Source organism: Sphingomonas sp. (assembly GCF_019746015.1).
GTDB lineage: Bacteria > Pseudomonadota > Alphaproteobacteria > Sphingomonadales > Sphingomonadaceae > Sphingomonas.
This window is the reverse complement of record NZ_JAIESM010000052.1, coordinates 16,307-32,755: the sequence shown is the minus strand read 5'-3', so window position 1 is coordinate 32,755 and position 16,449 is coordinate 16,307. Positions and strand designations below refer to the sequence as shown.

The following is a 16,449-nucleotide window of genomic DNA, read 5'->3' as shown; positions in this document are numbered from 1 at the left end:
GGGTCCGTAGCTCAGTCGGTAGAGCAAGCGACTTTTAATCGAGAGGTCCCGGGTTCGAATCCCGGCGGACCCACCAGATATTGATTTTCAGATAGCTGGAATCGCCTCTCGAAAACTGCTTCGCCCGAAACTGCCAATATCGAGTGCGCCCGGTGCGGCGCTGGTCGAGGGCGATCAGCCGACAATGCGCACTGGCACTCCCTGATAGCTGAGCCCGGGCGACAGATGTTCCTGCTTCATGATCACGCTGTTCGCGCCCACATGCGCCCGCGCGCCAACCAGCGCGCCGTAGAGCGGCACCGTGCCTGCCGAGAGAGTAGCACCCTCCAGAACGCGAACCTTGTCGATCTTCAGCACCCGGTCCTCGAAAGTGTGCGCCTGATACATTGCCGATACCGTCGCACCATCGCCAATCTCGATCATGTCCGGGTCGACCACCTGCGCGAATTGCGGCCCCAACACCACGTTCCGCCCCAGCCTGACGCCCATCAGCCGCAAATAGGCGATCTGCAGAAAGGTGCCTTCCAGCTGCTGCAATACGGGCGCGCCCCATTTGGCCCAGGCGACGAAGACAAAGTCCCAACGGCTCGCCCAGCAGGAATAGAGCGCGTGCTGGCCCGGCTTGACGCGTCCGAGCAGCCCCCACTTCAGCACCGCGACCGCCAGGCACAGCAGAGCCAGCGGCAGCACTGTAATGCCGGGGATGACCAGCAGCGCGAAAACCACCGGCGACGCCCGCTCCGCCCCGCTTTCCAACAGCCAGAACCAGCCGATCGACAACAGCACCGGAAAGATCGGGATAGCAAAGCGCAGCGTTTCCCAGAACAGGCGGTTTGCCAAGCGGATGGCGGAAGGGTCATGCGTCAGGCTTCGATCGACTTCCACAATCTGGCGGCGTGGCAGATCGAAGCTGGGATGGCCGAAGCGCGATTGGCCGGCGGTAATCTTGGTCGCATCGGCAACCGTTGCGATGCCTATCAGAATGTCCTCGGGCAGTGTCTGCCCGGCGGGGACGACAGCGTGATTGCCAAGGAAGGTGTTGCGCCCGAGCGTCAAGGGCGCGAGCCGCACGGTCCCTTGCGAGACCTCCGGCCCACCCAGATAGATGCCGTCGGCAAAGAAGGTTTCCTCGCCGATCGTCACCAGTTCAGGCACCACGTCGATAATCGTGCTAATCTCGCATTTTCGGCCGATGCGCATACCCGCGGCCCGAAGCCACAGCGGCCAGAACAGCGCCCCACTCAGCCACTCGCCAGCGGCATGCACAAGGCCGGTCTTCAGCCAGACTCGGATGTAAGCGAGACTCCAGCGACTGATGACGCCTGGCTGCACGCGCCCCAGCGAGCGGACAATCAGCGCGCTCCAAACCACCGATAACGGCACCGAAGCGGCAGCAAGCGCGATCACCATGCCCAGCATTTGTGCGTCAAACACGGGTTGCTCGGTCCAGCGCCAGAGATCATCCGCGCTGATGCCCGCAAGCCAGCAAGCCCCCAATGCCATGATCTCGATCGGCAGGCTGACCAGCTGCACCATCAGCGCTTCTGCGGCCATAAGCGCCATGCCATATTGCCATGGCGTCAGCGCCCCGCCCCCGCTCGCCACGGGGGCCGCCGGGGCCAGGCCTATGCGCTGCGCGGGCACCCCGTCCCAATATTCCCCGGGCGGAATGGTGCCGCCTGCGTTGAGCACCGAAAGCGGCGCCAGCACGCTGCCCGCGCCGATATGGCAACCGCCCTCAACCGATGCCCGTACCAGCAGGGTGGCGCCTGCCTCGATCGTGATCGCGCCGACGACAATGTCGCCCCGATCAAGCTCGACCAGGCCGACATGGGCATCCTGACCCAGCGCGACATCGTCGCCGATATCGAGCAAATCCCAGCCGCCGCGCATCAGGTCGACCCCGCGATGGATATGCACCCGCCGCCCGATCCGCGCGCCCAGCGCACGTAGGACCATGCTTTGAAAGGCCGTGCCGCCCAGCAACGACCAGGGGATCAGCCGTACCGCCTGAGTCACGCACCAGTGGCGCAGATAATAGGGGCTCCACACCGGCGCACGCAGCGGCCGATAGCGACCGATCAGAAGCCGCTTCACCAGCACGGCAAAGCCCACCGATGCCGGCACATAGATGGCGATGCCGGCTAGCAGCAGCGACGGCGCGAGCAGTATGAAGGCCACCAGGTCGAGACCGTCGAGCAATGACGGGATCAGCTTGAAGGCGACGGCCCAGCCGGCCCAGGCGCCGATCATCAGTTCGCCGGCCAGCCAGCTCATCTGCACGACATTGGCGAGGAATGGCTTTGCTATGCCATTGCGCTCTAGGCTGGCCGCGGCTGACGACACGGCCGGCTGCGCCGCTGCGCCTATCTTGGCCAGTGCACGTACGGTGCGCGCCTCGTAAATGTCGCTGACGGTGATCCAGCTGGTGCTGGCTTCTTCGCGGCACAGCGTGACCAGCAGCGCCGCGCTCAGTGAATCACCGCCCAGATCCTCGAAGAAATCATGCTCGACCGACACGCCGTCAGGCCGCTTCAGAATGTCGGCGACGGCCGCCGCAAGGGCCTGCTCAAGCGGCGTCGCCGGGCCGACCATCGTGCCCATTTGCGGTTGGTCCGCAAGCACCAGCGGCGGGAGCGCTGCGCGGTTGAGCTTCCCCCCAACCGTGGTCGGCAGTTCGGGCAACGTACCGATCTGGCGCGGCACCATGTAACTCGGCAGCGCGCCGGCAAGCGAGGCCCTGATCCGGTTCAGATCAACCGGCACGGCCGGATCGGCCGGGACGACATAGGCGACCAGCTCGGGCACGCCGCCATTGTCCTGCAACCGCGCCGCCGCCGCCCGAACGTCCGGAGAAGCGGCAAGCCTTGCCTCGATCTCGCCCAGCTCGACGCGATAGCCGCGAATCTTGACCTGCGCATCGATCCGCCCGTGATAATGATAGTCGCCGCTGGCATCGCGGTGGACCAGATCGCCCGTGCGATACAGGCGGCCGAACATCGGGTGCTCGACGAATTTCTCTGTCGTCAGTTCCGGGCGATTGCGATAGCCGCGCGCGACGCCGACGCCGCCCACGCACAATTCCCCCTGCTCTCCCTCGGCCACCGGATTGAGCGCCTCGTCAAGCACCCAGGCCTGCATGCCCGGTACGGGCTTACCGATGGTGATGGGTTCGCCCGCGCGCACATCGCCGCGCAGGCAAACGACCGAGGTTTCGGTGGGGCCATAGCCGTTGACCAGCCGCCGCCCCGGCGCCCAGGCATCGGCAACGTCGCGGGGGAGCGCTTCACCACCGACATAGAGCAGCCGCAGCGCCGGCAGCGCCGCTTGCGGCTCCACGCACCCGCTGCTGCGCAGCAGTGTCGGCGTCGGGCATAACACGGTCGCGCGCTCGGCCTGCAGCCATGTGACAGCGTCTGGCCCCAGCCGTGCCGCCGCGTCGTCCATCACAACCAGTGTCGCGCCTGAAGAGAAGGCCAGCCAGGTTTCCTCAAGCGACGAATCATAGGCCGGTGACGAACTCTGCACCACGCGATCCAGTGGCGTGAGGCCAAATTCCTGGACGTTCGCGGCAATGAGATTGGCGATGCTGCGATGCTCGATCATCACCCCTTTGGGCCGTCCGGTCGTGCCGGAGGTGTAGATGACATAGGCCAGCTGCTCGGGTGAGATGGCCGCTGGCAGGGCGGCACCTTCGGGGGGTTCACGATCGGGGAGTGCATCGACATCAAGCAGGATCAGCCCGTCGCCCTGCAGCCCCTGCAACCGTGCCAGGCCGGCGGCGTCGGACAGCAGGCACCTGGGCGCGGCATCGGCCACAATCTCGCTGATCCGTTCATCGGGGAAGGACGGGTCGATCGAGGTGTAGGCGCCGCCGGCCTTCAATACCGCCAGTTGTGCCACAAAGATCATCGGCGAGGTGCGCGGCAGCAGCAGCGGTACGATGCTTTCCGCCTCGATCAACGGCACGATATGAAGCGCCAGCCGGTCGGACAGCGCGACCAGCGCGGCATAGCTCAGCGTCTGCCGCTCGGCGCGCCCGGGGCCAGGGGGGATTTCAATCGCTATGGCCTCGCTGTCGCGCGCGGCAGGTTCGATGAGCAGCTCATGGAGCAAGCCTGGCACGAGTCTCGGAGGAGAGAGCATTCCACGTCCCTAGTTTATAGCCGTCTGCGACCTGCACATTTGCGCAAAGGACCGGCGCTGGGCTCAGGCAGCAACATCACTCGGCCCGATTGCTATCCGAGATAGGGCGCAACCGCCGGTAGCTGGTCAATCTGCGCCTTGGTCAGATGCTTGAATCCCTTGATCTCGCCCAGGCAGCTCTCCGCCCCGCACCGGCAGGCAAAGGGTTCGGCCATGTCCCATTCGGTGGTGTTGTAGTTGAACGTCACCGCATCCCATGGCGCCAGATCGCGCAGCGCGACAACATAGGGGTAGGCGATGGTCACGCTCGGTGCGCAGCTGTGGTTCATGAAGCGCCAGAAATAGCGGTCGAGCAAGTCCTGCTCACCAATGTCGGGCGAGCAATCAAGATGCTGATCGCCACCGATCTGTATGGAATAGCGGGTCGGGGTACCCGTCTCTATCCCCGCGAGCCGGAACAGCTTCTCGCCGGCCGCCACCGCCTGGAGCATGATCAGCGCATATTCGCCACGGGCACGCAGCACGCCCACCTTGCGCCGATCGGCAAGATTTGCGTCCATCGGATCGCTGGCCCGGCTATCGACACCGGCCGTGCTGCCATCACTCGTCAAGAGACACCCCGGCTCGAATCGCTGCCAAGGTCATGGGCAATTCGCACGGCGAGTGTCAAATTCAATGTCGGCGGTGGCGCAAATTCAGCGCGCAACGACACGATCATCGAACGAAGCACCAGCATTATTGATGCAACCCAATGGCTTGGTGGCGCCACGGGCGCGATCCCCGGAGCGGTCTTGCTATTTGTGGCCGGCAGGCACACACGCTGTCATGAACGGGAAGGTGGGGGCCTGATCCACGTGCGCAATTTCGCTGGCAGCAGCTTTCTGGGCCTTTTGATTGTGATTTCGGCCTCGGCGGCCGCGGCGGCTGAAACCGGCCCGCCCAGCGGAACGCCGCAGCCGGCAGCCGATGAAAAGCCGCAGAGCGACAAGCCTGGCGCCGAGAAGCCCGCCGGCGACAAGTCGGCTAATGACGTTGTCGTCACCGCCCGGTCGGCCGGCATTGCGCGAGATCCCACGTGGCGCGGTGGTGCGGTGCGCCACCTTGGCCGCCGCGCGCTTGAAAACCGGCCCGGCGGCCTTGATGCCAGTTTCCGTACCATGCTGCTCCAGTTGCCCGGGGTTACCAAAAACGCCGGCAGCGGCGGCGAGGTGTTCTTCCGCAACGAGCATCTGGGCGCCCAGTATCGGCTGAACGGCATCATCATTCCGGAAAGCTTCGCCGCCTATGGTGCTCTGCTCGACGACCGGCTGGCCGACTCAGTGGATGTCGCGACCGGTGCCCTGCTGCCGGAATTCGGGTTGCGCACATCGGGCGTCATCGCGTTCGACACGCCAACGGGCAGGTTCACGCATGATGCCGATGTCAGCGTCTATGGCGGGAGCAACGGCTATCTGCAGACGACGGCAACCGTGCGCGATTCGATCGGCGATCTCAACGTCTTCGTGTCGGGCACCTTTCTGCGTGATCAGGGCGAGCCCTATGCGGCCCCTGGCACCGCCAATCAGGTGCGCGACAGTGCCGATTACGGGAACGGGTTCGCTTACGCATCCTATAACTTCACCAATGCGAGCAGCCTGACGGCGATCGGCGGGCTGGAATCGTTCAACTACCGGATTCCCAATACCGCGCTCGATCCCGCCGTTGTGGGCCTGAACCGGCAAGGCCTGTTCGATTCGTCTGCGCTTGACCAGACGCAGTGGAACCAGACGCGCTTTGCGATCCTTGCCTATCAGTACAAGAGCGACAAATGGGAGGTTACCCTTTCGCCCTTTGTGCGCCACGCGCGGACAAGGTACGCGCCGGTTGCGGGGGGCACGGCCGCGCTGGTCGGCGGAACGGTCAATGATTTCGTACAGTCGAGCCTGGTCTGGGGCGGGCAGGCCGATCTGCGCTGGAAGGTCGGCGACTCGCACATCATCAGCATTGGCGGCTATTTCAGCGAGGATCGGCTGACCGGTGACACAGTCAACCGCGTGTTCCCGGTCGGCGTGCTGGGCCCCCCGACGGGCACCGTCTCGCGGCTGGTGCCGGTGCGCGCCGCCATCACCACCCGCACCTGGAGCGCCTATGTGCAGGACGAGTGGGACCTCTCCGACGCGCTGACCTTCAACTTCGGGCTGCGCTATGACCGGTTTTCGGGCCTGATCGACGAAGACCAGCTCTCACCGCGTGCCAACCTGGTGTGGACGCCGACTGACACGATCATCTGGCATATCGGCTATGCCCGCAATTTCAGCCCGCCGCCGATCGAGCTGCTGGGCGGTGGCATTCTGGGCGCTTTGCGCAACACCAATGCGCCGTTCATCAACGGCACCGCTGCCCCGGTCGTTGCCGAGCGCCAGCACAGCTTCGATTTTGGCGTGGAAAAATATGTCGGCGCATTCACACTGACGCTGAACGGCTATCTCAAGCTTTCCGATAGTCTGCTCGATCTGCAGCAGATCGGCGATACGCTGGTGCAAACGCCGTTCAATTTTGCACGCGGCGAGAATTGGGGTGTGGAAGCGGCGATTTCCTATGAGCGCGGGCCGTTCAACGCCTATTTCAACGTCGCGCGCGGCCAGCAACGCGGGCGACGGATCACGTCAAACGCGTATCTGTTCGATGCGCCCGAGCTTGGCGTGATCGCCAACCAGTACATCTACACCGACCATTCGCAGCAATGGACGCTCTCGGGCGGCGGCGCGATCGAGCTGGAAAACCGCCTTGGCAAGCTGACCCCGAGTTTCAGCTTTGAATATGGCAGCGGCCAGGGTGCCAACCGGCCGATCAATGGCGTGGCGAACATCGGCAGCTATCCCGAATATGTCGAGTTCTACTTCGGCCTTGGCCAGGCGCTTGGCAAAAAACCGGGCGGGCGCCAGCCGATGCTGCGCCTGGACGTGACGACAGAGGTGTATTTCGGCCCGGTCAGTGGCGTGTCGCCCTTGTCGAGCCGCACCGGCTATCGGCCGAATACCACCGTTTCCGCAGGCCTGCGCTTCCCGTTCTAGTGGCCGGTCCGCCCCACGCGGGCGAGTCTGTTGGCGATATCCGATTTGACGGGACTAACCGATCTTCGGCGTGACGTTACCTCCTGGCGTCCCCTGCTACAGCGCCTGCGCCAGCACGCGTCGCGCCGCCTTCAGATGCGGGGCATCGACCATCCGCCCGTTGAGGCTGAGCGCACCGGCACCGGGATTGGCCTCGAACAGCGCGACAACCGCCCGGGCATGGTCGATTTCCGCCTCAGAAGGAGTGAAGGCCGCGTTGATCACCGCGACCTGCGCCGGATGGATCGCCATCATCCCCGAAAAGCCGTCGCGCCGCCCGCGGGCGGCATAGGCGGCAAGCCCGTCCAGATCGCGGAAATCGGGATAGACCGTCTCGATCGCGGCCACGCCGGCTGCATGCGCACCGAACAGGGTGAGCGAGCGCGCCAGCTGATAGGGCGCGGCATAGCTGCCATCCGCCTCGCGCGAGGCGGTGGCGCCAATCGCGGCGGGCAGATCCTCCGCACCCCAGGTAAGCCCGGCAAGGCGCGGCGTGACGCCGCCATAGCTGCCCAGCGCGAACATCGCCGCCGGGGTTTCGGTCGCGATCGGCAGGATCATGATATCGCCCGCCAGCTTTGCGTCCAGCGCGGCGAGCGATGCGCCGCCCTCGGCCTTGGGCAGCACGATGCCGTCGGGCCGCGCGGGCAGCACGGCGGCCAGATCATCGTCGATCAACCCTGAATCGAGCGGATTGACGCGCACGAACAGCGTGCAGGGGCGCGGTTGTGCGAGGAATTCGGCCACCGCCAGCCGCGCCGCCGCCTTGGCGCTTGGGGCGACCGCATCCTCCAGGTCAAGGATCAGCGCGTCGGCGCCGGTTGCGGCGGCCTTGGCCATCCGGTCGGGCCGGTTACCGGGCACGAACAGCAGCGAGCGCAAGCGGATCATCGCATCGTCCTTCAAAGGCGTTTCGGCGCGGCTATCACGCGGCTGATGCCGCGCCAAGCGATCAGGGGCTTGATACTTTATACCATCACCTCTACGAGCCGCCCCGCTTTAGGGAGTGAATGTGTGACCGTGACGACCAAGTTGCTTGCCGGCGCCGCAATGGCGACGATTTTTCTCTACGCGCCGATTGCCCAGGCGCGCGACGTGCCGCCGGCCCCGCCAGCTGACGCCAGCACCCCCGCAGCGGGTGCCCAGGACAGCGCGCAGGACAGTGCGCATGGCGACCCCGTCGAACAGCCCAAGGACGTGATCGTCAGCGCCGTGGTGCCGCAGAGCGAGCGCGATGTGCTTTCCGGCACTTCTGTGCTGACCGGTGCCGAGCTCACCCGCGCGCTGCGCCCGACGATCGGCGAAACGCTGGCGCGGCTGCCGGGCGTGTCGGCTACGTCGTTTGGCCCCAATGCCTCGCGCCCCATTCTGCGCGGTTTCCAGGGGGAGCGCATCCGCGTGCTGACCGACGGGATCGGCTCCATCGACGTGTCGAACACGTCGGTCGACCATGCGGTTGCCATCAACCCGCTGCTTGCCGAGCGGGTTGAGGTGCTGCGCGGGCCGGCGGCGTTGCTGTTCGGGTCGTCGGCGATTGGCGGCGTCGTCAATGTCATCGACACGCGCATTCCGCGCCGCCTGCCGGAAAATGGCGTGCTGCGGCTGAACGCGATTGCCGGCTTCGGCTCCGCCGCGACCGAGCGCAGCTTTGCTGCGGCTGCCGATGTGAAGGCGACCGGCAATCTGGTGCTCCATGTCGATGGCAGCTATCTGGCGAGCGACAATGTGCGCATCGGCGGCTTTGCACTGACGCCGCAGCAGCGTGCCCAGGCGCTGGCGAGCGCGCGCCTGCCGCTGCCGCCGGGCGCCGATCCCATTGATTTCGCCGCCAACGCCGCGATCCGTGGCACGCTGCCCAACACCCGGAGCGAAACCTGGAATGTGGGCGCCGGCGCATCGATCATCACCGACACCGGCAGCTTTGGCCTGTCGTACAGCCGCTATGCCAGCCGGTACGGCCTGCCCATCCGCTATGCGACGGCGCCGGGGCAGGAGCAGGAAGCGCCCGTGCTCGACGTGGCGCAGGACCGGGTCGACTTCCGCGCCCAGATCGATGCGCACGGCCCGGTGATCGATCAGGTGCGGCTGCGCGCCGGCTATGCCTCCTACCGCCATTTCGAGCTGGAGGATGACGGCAGCATCGGCACCTCCTTCTTCAACAAGGGGTTTGAGGGGCGCCTGGAAGTGCTGCAGGCCAAGCGCGGCGTGTGGAACGGCGCATCGGGCGTGCAGTTCTTCAACCGCGAATTCAACGTGCTGGGCAAGGAAGCGTTCGTGCCGCGCAGCGCCACCGCGCAGACCGGCATCTTCACCCAGCAGCAGCTCGACTTCGGGCCGCTGAAGGTAGAGGCGGGCGCCCGCTATGAATGGAGCACGGTCGATTCGCGCGTGGTGGCGGGCGACCGGCGCTTCCCCTCGGCGGCGCGCGGCTTTGGCGCGTTCTCCGGGTCGGTCGGCGCGTCCTATGCGCTGGGCGACAATGTCCGCATCGGCCTGAACGGCTCGCGCACCGAGCGGGCGCCGTCGGCCGAGGAGCTGTTCGCCAACGGCCCGCACAAGGGCACCCAGACCTATGAACTGGGCAATGCCAATTTCACCACCGAAAAGAGCTGGGGCCTGGAAGCGACGCTCCACGTCCATGGCGATGGCTTCAATTTCGATGCCTCGGCCTATTATAACTGGTTCGACAATTTCATCGTCGACACGCAGGTGGCGCAGGCAGTGTGCGAAGCGGCAGCCGCCCCCAGCGGCCGCGATGTGGAGCTGCCCTGCTTCCAGTTCGTTCAGCGCGGCGCGCGCTTCTGGGGTCTGGAAGCGAGCGGCTCGATGCGGGTGGCGCAGGTCGGCAACTTCACGATCAATGTCGATGCGCTGGCCGATTATGTGCAGGCGTCGCTGAACGGGCAGGGCCCGGTGCCGCGCATTCCCGCCGGCCGGGTGCTCGCCGGGGTCGAGGCGCAGAGCAGCAAGCTGAACGGCCGGATCGAGGTGGAGAACGTCTTCGCCCAGAACCGGGTGGCGGCGTTCGAAACGCGCACGTCTGGCTACACCATGGTCAATGCGTCGATCGAACTGCGCCCCTTCGCCAGCGAGCGGACCAGCCTGCTGCTGTCGGCGAACAACCTGTTCGACGTCGATGCGCGCCGGCATGCGAGCTTCATCAAGGATTTCGCGCCGCTGCCGGGCCGCGACATCCGCCTGACGCTGAAGTTCGGTATCTGAAGCGGGCGGAGCGGGCCGGCCCCGCGAGCACCAACAAGATCAGCCGTTGCGGGTCGCCAGATGCCGTTCCCAGGCGAGCGCGTGGGTGACGATCAGGTCGAGATCGTCATGGCGCGGTCGCCAGGGGAGCGCGGCGAGGATCGCGCCATTGTCGGCGATCAGCGCGTCGGGATCGCCGGCGCGGCGCCCCTCCTGCCGGCGGGTGATCTGCCCGCCGGTCACCCGGTCGACCGCGTCGAGCACTTCGCGCACCGAATAGCCCCGGCCATAGCCGCAATTGAGGATGTGGCTGTCGCCCGGGCGCTGGGCGAGCAGGGCAAGCGCGTGGAGATGCGCATCGGCCAGATCGCTTACGTGGATATAGTCGCGGACACCCGTACCATCGGGTGTGGCAAAGTCGTCGCCGAAGATGGAGACACCATCGCGCCGGCCGGTCGCGGCCTCCACCGCCACCTTGATCAGGTGCGTCGCCCCCGCCGTCGACTGGCCCGAGCGGCCCAGCGGATCGGCGCCCGCCACGTTGAAATAGCGCAGGGCGCAATAGTTGATCGGGTGGGCGGCTGCCACGTCGCGCAGCATCGCCTCGGTCATCAGCTTCGACATGCCATAGGGGTTGATCGGGCGCGTCGGGGTGTCTTCGCGCACCGGCACCTGATCGGGAATGCCATAGGTGGCCGCCGTTGACGAGAAGATGAAATGGCGGACCCCCTCCGCCACGGCATGCTCGATCAGCGTACGGCTGGCGGCGGTGTTGTTGCGGTAATATTTGAGCGGGTCTGCGACCGACTCCGGCACCACGACCGACCCGGCGAAATGCATGATCGCGCGCACCCCATGCGCGCGGATCACTTCGCGGACCTCAGGGTCTTCGATGTTCGCCTCGACCAGCGTCGCGCGCGGGTCCACCGCCCAGGCAAAGCCGGTGACGAGATTGTCCACCACCACCACCCGGTACCCGGCATCGCACAGCGCCAGTACCGCATGGCTGCCGATATATCCCGCGCCGCCCGTAACCAGCACAGCCCCGTCCATCGTAATCCCCTGTCGTAATTCCACCCCGCTGTCCTATCTATGCGGGCAAGGATGTGAAGGAGCATTTATGGCGATCGAACAGGCAACGCTGGCCGGCGGCTGTTTCTGGTGCACCGAAGCGGTGTTCAACGACGTGATCGGCGTGACCAAGGTGGAAAGTGGCTATATTGGCGGGCATGTCGCCAATCCCAGCTATCGCCAGGTGTGCAATGGCGACACCGGGCATGCCGAGGCGATCCGGCTGACGTTCGACAACGACCAGGTCAGCTATGGCGACCTGCTCGACATGTTCTTTGCAACGCACGATCCGACCCAGCTCAACCGCCAGGGCAATGATGTCGGCACGCAATATCGCTCCGCGATCTTCCCCCATTCGGAAGAACAGCGGGCAGAGGCGATTGCCGCGATGGCGCGCGCGGCATCGGGCTGGCCCGCCCCGATCGTGACCACCATCGAGCCGATGGCCACATGGTATCCGGCCGAGGATTATCATCAGGATTACTGGACCGGCGAAGGCCAGCGTAATCCCTATTGCCTCGCCGTCATCCCGCCCAAGCTCAACAAGCTGCGCAAGAGCTTTGCCGCGCGGTCAAAGGCGGCGCAGCCGGCGTAGTGCCACCCTCTGCGTCATCCCGGGCTCGACCCGGGATCCCGCTTTTCTTCGGCAACGGCGACGCCGCGTGCAGCGCTTGGAAAAAGGCAGCGGGACCCCGGATCAAGTCCGGGGTGACGGGTGTTCGCTGGCCAATCGGTTCGGCAAGAAACCGGTCCGCGATCAATCCTGCCGGATGTCGAAGGTGCGATACACCGCGCCCGCGGCAATCGCGCCCAGGATCGGCGCGATCCAGAACAGCCAGAGCTGCTCGATCGCCCAGCCGCCGACGAGCAGCGCCGGCCCGGTCGAGCGTGCCGGATTGACCGAGGTGTTGGTGATCGGAATGCTGATCAGGTGGATGAGCGTCAGGCACAGGCCGATGGCGATCGGCGCAAAGCCCTGGGGCGCGCGATAATCGGTCGCGCCCAGAATGACGATCAGGAAGAAGAAGGTCAGCAACGCCTCGGCAATGAAGCCCGACAGCATCGCATAGCCGCCCGGCGAATGGACGCCATAGCCATTGGCGGCAAGCCCGTCGCGCGCCAGCGACCATTCCGCGCGGCCGCTGGCAACCAGATAGAGCATCAGCGCCGCCGCAATCGCGCCGGCCACCTGCGCCACCACATAGGGAGCGATCTCGCGCGCGGGAAAGCGCCCGCCCGCCCAGAGCCCGGCAGTCACCGCCGGGTTCAGATGGCAGCCCGAGACATGGCCGATCGCATAGGCCATGGTCAGCACGGTCAGGCCAAAGGCCAGCGACACGCCCAGCAGGCCTATCCCCACCTGTGGAAAGGCCGCGGCGAAAATCGCGCTGCCACACCCGCCGAACACCAGCCAGAAGGTGCCGATAAACTCGGCCAGCCCACGTTGCGCGATCGTCATCATACCCCTCCCAGATGAGGCGATGAGGCTAAACCTTTTCGGTGACGGTGAAAAGTCAGTGCGCGGCGCGCGCCAGCCGGTCGTTGATCGCCGCGCCCAGGCCGTGGCCGGGCACCGGCGCGACGGCAATGCGCGCCCGGTCGCTCGCATCGGCCCGGTGCAGCGCGTCGAACAGCCGCGCTGCCGCCTCCACCAAATCGCCGCCGGCCGACAGCGTGTCATCACCCACGACCCCGCCAAAGCCGATCAGCCATTCGTCGGCCGCAGCATCAATCGCGTTCAGCCGCAGCGGCTTGGCCGGCGCATAATGGCTGGCCAGCTGCCCCGGCGCGATGATGCCGCCGGGGGCGGCCTCCAGCGGCATGCCCAGCACCGCCGTGATCGCATCGGCGGTGATCGGCCCCGGGCGCAGCAACCGGGGCACGGCACCCGTCAGCACGATGGTCGATTCAAGCCCGGTCGGTGTGGGGCCATCGTCCAGAATCATCGGGATGCGCCCGTCAAGGCTCGCCAGCACATGCGCGGCGCGCGTGGGGCTGATCGCGCCGCTGGCATTGGCGGACGGCGCTGCGAGCGGGCGGCCGGTGGCGGCGAGCAGCGCCTGCATCGCCCGGTGCGCCGGCACGCGCACGGCAATCGTTGGCAGCCCCGCCGTCACCAGGCTGGCGATGCGCGGGTCGTGGCAGGGCGCAACCAGCGTCAGCGGCCCGGGCCAGAAGCGCGCGGCGAGCGCCAGCGCTGCCTCGTCCAGCTGTGCCACTGCCTGCGCCGCCGCCAGATCGGGCACATGCACGATCAGCGGGTTGAAGCTGGGCCGGCCCTTGGCCGCATAGATGGCAGCCACTGCCGGCGCTGACCAGGCATCGGCGGCAAGGCCGTAGACCGTCTCGGTCGGCACCGCGACCGGCACCCCGTGCGCGATGAGCGCGGCGGCCTCCGCCACCGCATCCGCGCCGAAGGGCACAATCCGCGTCTGAAACATTGGAGCGTCCACCAGGGCGCGCTATAGCGGGGCGTCCATCGTAACAAGAGAAAGCGTCCATGCCCTTTGCCGCCGCCACCGCCGACCAGCGTTTCGTGCTCGATCATGTCGTCGAGCTGGGCCAGCTTGCCGCAACCGAGCGCTTCGCCGCCGCCAGCCCCGATGTGATCGACGCGGTGCTCGACGGGATCGGCCAGTTCGCCGAAGGCGAATGGGCGCCGCTCAGCCGGCTGGGCGACACGGTGGGTGCCAAATGGACCGCCGATGGCGTGGTGATGCCGGCCGGCTTTGCCGACGCATACCGTGCCTATGTCGAGGGCGGCTGGGGCACGATCGGCGTGCCGGAGGCCTTTGGCGGCCAGGGGCTGCCCTTTGTCGTACAGACCGCGGTGCTGGAAACGCTGGGCGCCGCGAATATGGGCTTTGCGCTGTGCCCGACGCTGACGGTGGGCGCGATCGAGGCGCTCGGCCATCATGGCAGCCCGGAGCAGCAGGCCGCCTATCTGCCGCATCTGGCCACCGGCGCCTGGACCGGCACGATGAACCTCACCGAGCCACAGGCCGGCTCCGACGTAGGCGCCGTGCGCACCAAGGCAGAACCACGCGCCGACGGGAAATGGTCGATTACGGGCCAGAAGATCTACATCTCGTTCGGCGACCACGACATGGCGGAAAATATCGTCCACCTCGTGCTGGCGCGCACGCCCGATGCGCCGCCGGGAACCAAGGGGCTGTCGCTGTTCCTCGTCCCCAAATATCGGCTCGACGCCGAGGGGCGGCCCGGCGAGCCCAATGACGTGCGCGTCGTCTCCATCGAGCATAAGCTGGGGCTGCACGCTTCGCCCACCTGCGTGCTGAGCTTTGGCGACAATGGCGATTGCGTGGGCGAGCTGATCGGGCCGGAGCTGGGCGGGATGCGCGGCATGTTCACGATGATGAACAATGCGCGGCTGAATGTCGGGCTGCAGGGGGTGCAGGTCGCCGAACGCGCCACCCAGCATGCGGTCGCCTATGCCCGCGAGCGTGTGCAGAGCGCGCGCGCCGGCGCCGGGCGTGAGCCGGTGGCGATCATCGAGCATCCCGACGTGCGCCGCATGCTGATGCGGATGAAGGCGCAGACCCAGGCGGCACGCGCGCTGGTCTATCTGGCGGCCGGGCAGGTCGACCGCGCGACGCTGGGCGATGCCGAGGCGCAGAAGCGGCTCGACCTGCTGACGCCGCTGGCCAAGGCGCACGGCACCGATATTGGCTGCGAAGTCTCGTCGCTTGCGATCCAGGTGCATGGGGGCATGGGCTATGTCGAGGAAACCGGCGTCGCCCAGTTCTTCCGCGATGCACGCATCACCCCGATCTATGAAGGCACCAATGGCATCCAGGCCGCCGATCTGGTCGGCCGCAAGCTCAGCATGGACAATGGCGGCGTGGTCGCGCGCCTGATCGCCGACATGCGCGCCGACGCCCGCGATGGCGGCCTCAATGCGCTGATCGACGCGTGCTATGCGGTCGCGCAGCGCCTGCTGACCGCCGATGTCGATGACCGGCTGGCGGCAAGCTATCCTTTCCTGACCATGCTGAGCGTCGCGGTGTGCGGCTGGCTGATGGAAAAGCAGGCCCGCGTGGCGGCGTCGGCGGCGGGCGACCCGGAATTTCTGGCGATGAAGCGCGCGGTCGCCGATTTCTATGTGGCGCAGATCGTGCCCGAGGCACTGGGGCTGAAGGCGTCGGCGATGGCGCCGGCGGCGCAGCTTTACGCACTGGCGCCGGCCGCCTTCGCCGCCTGAGCGCTGAGCCCGATCGTCAATGCACGTGCGCGGCCTGCCCGGAAATGGGCAGCGCCACGCCGCAAAAGGCGCATTCGGCGCTGATCCGCCCGACATACCAGTGCGACTTGCCGCAGCCGAGGCAACGGTTCACTTCATCGACGCGGTAACTGGGGCGAAAGCCGGTGCGGCTCTTGCCCGCTGGCGATTTCTGCATGCCAAGCTCCCCGATGCCCAAGGCAGGAACTGCCCCAGGCATCAAGCGAACGGCGGCGCGTTGGTTCCACCCGCCGGGCGATTTTTCTTTCGCGGTGAAGCGTGGTGCGCCTGCGTCAGGCCGGTTCGACGTCGAGCAGCGTGCCGGTGTCGAGCCCCAGCAGATCGATATGCGCGCGCACCTTGGGCCACACCGCGCTCACGAAATGCTCGCGTTCGGCGGCGCGCAGCTTGTCGACCGCGCCCGGCACCACGAACATGCCGACGCCGCGCCGCACCTCGACATAGCCGTCGTCCTGAAAATGCTGATAGGCCTTGGCGACGGTGAGCGGGTTGGCGCCATGCTCGGCGGCGAGCGCGCGCACCGAGGGGAGCTGGTCGCCGGTGCGGTAATCGCCGCGCAGAATCGCGGTCGCGATGTGCTGGCGAAGCCGGATATAGACCGGGCTGTCTTCGTTGTTCAGAGCCGTCATGCTGACTTAATACAGCATGGAATCGCCAATGCCAAGAGGGCGATGACCG

Annotated in this window: 12 protein-coding genes and 1 tRNA gene; 5 read left to right on the top strand and 8 right to left on the bottom strand. The window is 66.4% G+C overall.

The window, feature by feature from the left end; all coding sequences use genetic code 11:
* Window positions 1–76: transfer RNA gene (locus tag K2Y03_RS07945), tRNA-Lys, on the top strand.
* 98 nt (window positions 77–174) lie between these two features.
* Here K2Y03_RS07945 and K2Y03_RS07940 read toward each other — a convergent pair.
* Together K2Y03_RS07940 and K2Y03_RS07935 are read right to left on the bottom strand one after the other, a co-directional pair.
* Window positions 175–4,116 carry a non-ribosomal peptide synthetase gene (locus K2Y03_RS07940; RefSeq protein WP_294089785.1) on the bottom strand — a complete coding sequence of 1,314 codons (3,942 nt, stop codon included), beginning with the start codon at window positions 4,114–4,116 and terminating at the stop codon, window positions 175–177.
* Between the two features lie 122 nt (window positions 4,117–4,238).
* Window positions 4,239–4,706: an SET domain-containing protein-lysine N-methyltransferase gene (locus tag K2Y03_RS07935; protein ID WP_294089783.1), complete on the bottom strand. Its 468-nt coding sequence runs from the start codon at window positions 4,704–4,706 to the stop codon at window positions 4,239–4,241.
* Window positions 4,707–5,042: 336 nt separating this feature from the next.
* On the opposite strand from K2Y03_RS07935, the gene K2Y03_RS07930 reads away from it, so the two are divergent.
* A complete protein-coding gene (locus K2Y03_RS07930; RefSeq protein ID WP_294089781.1) occupies window positions 5,043–7,199 on the top strand; it encodes a TonB-dependent receptor in 2,157 nt (718 codons plus the stop codon).
* Between the two features lie 96 nt (window positions 7,200–7,295).
* Here the strand turns inward: K2Y03_RS07930 and K2Y03_RS07925 are convergent, their stop codons facing one another.
* Window positions 7,296–8,126, bottom strand: a complete 831-nt coding sequence (locus tag K2Y03_RS07925) for a CoA ester lyase (protein ID WP_294089794.1) — start codon at window positions 8,124–8,126, stop codon at window positions 7,296–7,298.
* 162 nt (window positions 8,127–8,288) lie between these two features.
* Between K2Y03_RS07925 and K2Y03_RS07920 the strand changes: the two genes are divergently transcribed.
* A complete protein-coding gene (locus tag K2Y03_RS07920) occupies window positions 8,289–10,460 on the top strand; it encodes a TonB-dependent receptor (protein WP_294089792.1) in 2,172 nt (723 codons plus the stop codon).
* Between the two features lie 39 nt (window positions 10,461–10,499).
* Here K2Y03_RS07920 and galE read toward each other — a convergent pair whose 3' ends face one another.
* Complete coding sequence (gene galE, locus K2Y03_RS07915; RefSeq protein WP_294089780.1) at window positions 10,500–11,492, bottom strand: UDP-glucose 4-epimerase GalE; 993 nt, start codon at window positions 11,490–11,492, stop codon at window positions 10,500–10,502.
* 67 nt (window positions 11,493–11,559) lie between these two features.
* Here galE and msrA point away from each other — a divergent pair, with 67 nt between their 5' ends.
* On the top strand, window positions 11,560–12,105 hold the full coding sequence (gene msrA / locus K2Y03_RS07910) for a peptide-methionine (S)-S-oxide reductase MsrA (RefSeq protein ID WP_294089777.1): 546 nt from the start codon (window positions 11,560–11,562) through the stop codon (window positions 12,103–12,105).
* 162 nt (window positions 12,106–12,267) lie between these two features.
* Here the strand turns inward: msrA and aqpZ are convergent, their stop codons facing one another.
* Both aqpZ and K2Y03_RS07900 read right to left on the bottom strand, forming a co-directional pair.
* Window positions 12,268–12,972 carry an aquaporin Z gene (gene aqpZ, locus K2Y03_RS07905; RefSeq protein ID WP_294089774.1) on the bottom strand — a complete coding sequence of 235 codons (705 nt, stop codon included), beginning with the start codon at window positions 12,970–12,972 and terminating at the stop codon, window positions 12,268–12,270.
* Between the two features lie 52 nt (window positions 12,973–13,024).
* On the bottom strand, window positions 13,025–13,951 hold the full coding sequence (locus K2Y03_RS07900) for an L-threonylcarbamoyladenylate synthase (protein WP_294089773.1): 927 nt from the start codon (window positions 13,949–13,951) through the stop codon (window positions 13,025–13,027).
* 59 nt (window positions 13,952–14,010) lie between these two features.
* Here K2Y03_RS07900 and K2Y03_RS07895 point away from each other — a divergent pair, with 59 nt between their 5' ends.
* The gene (locus K2Y03_RS07895; RefSeq protein WP_294089771.1) at window positions 14,011–15,732 is read left to right on the top strand and encodes an acyl-CoA dehydrogenase; all 1,722 of its coding nucleotides are present in this window, start codon (window positions 14,011–14,013) and stop codon (window positions 15,730–15,732) included.
* Window positions 15,733–15,748: 16 nt separating this feature from the next.
* Here K2Y03_RS07895 and K2Y03_RS07890 read toward each other — a convergent pair whose 3' ends face one another.
* Together K2Y03_RS07890 and K2Y03_RS07885 are read right to left on the bottom strand one after the other, a co-directional pair.
* Window positions 15,749–15,928, bottom strand: coding sequence for a hypothetical protein (locus tag K2Y03_RS07890; protein ID WP_294089769.1), 180 nt, complete (start codon window positions 15,926–15,928; stop codon window positions 15,749–15,751).
* 115 nt (window positions 15,929–16,043) lie between these two features.
* Entirely contained in the window at window positions 16,044–16,400 is a 357-nt protein-coding gene (locus K2Y03_RS07885; protein ID WP_294089768.1) for a GntR family transcriptional regulator, read from the bottom strand.
* Between the last annotated feature and the right edge of the window lie 49 nt (window positions 16,401–16,449).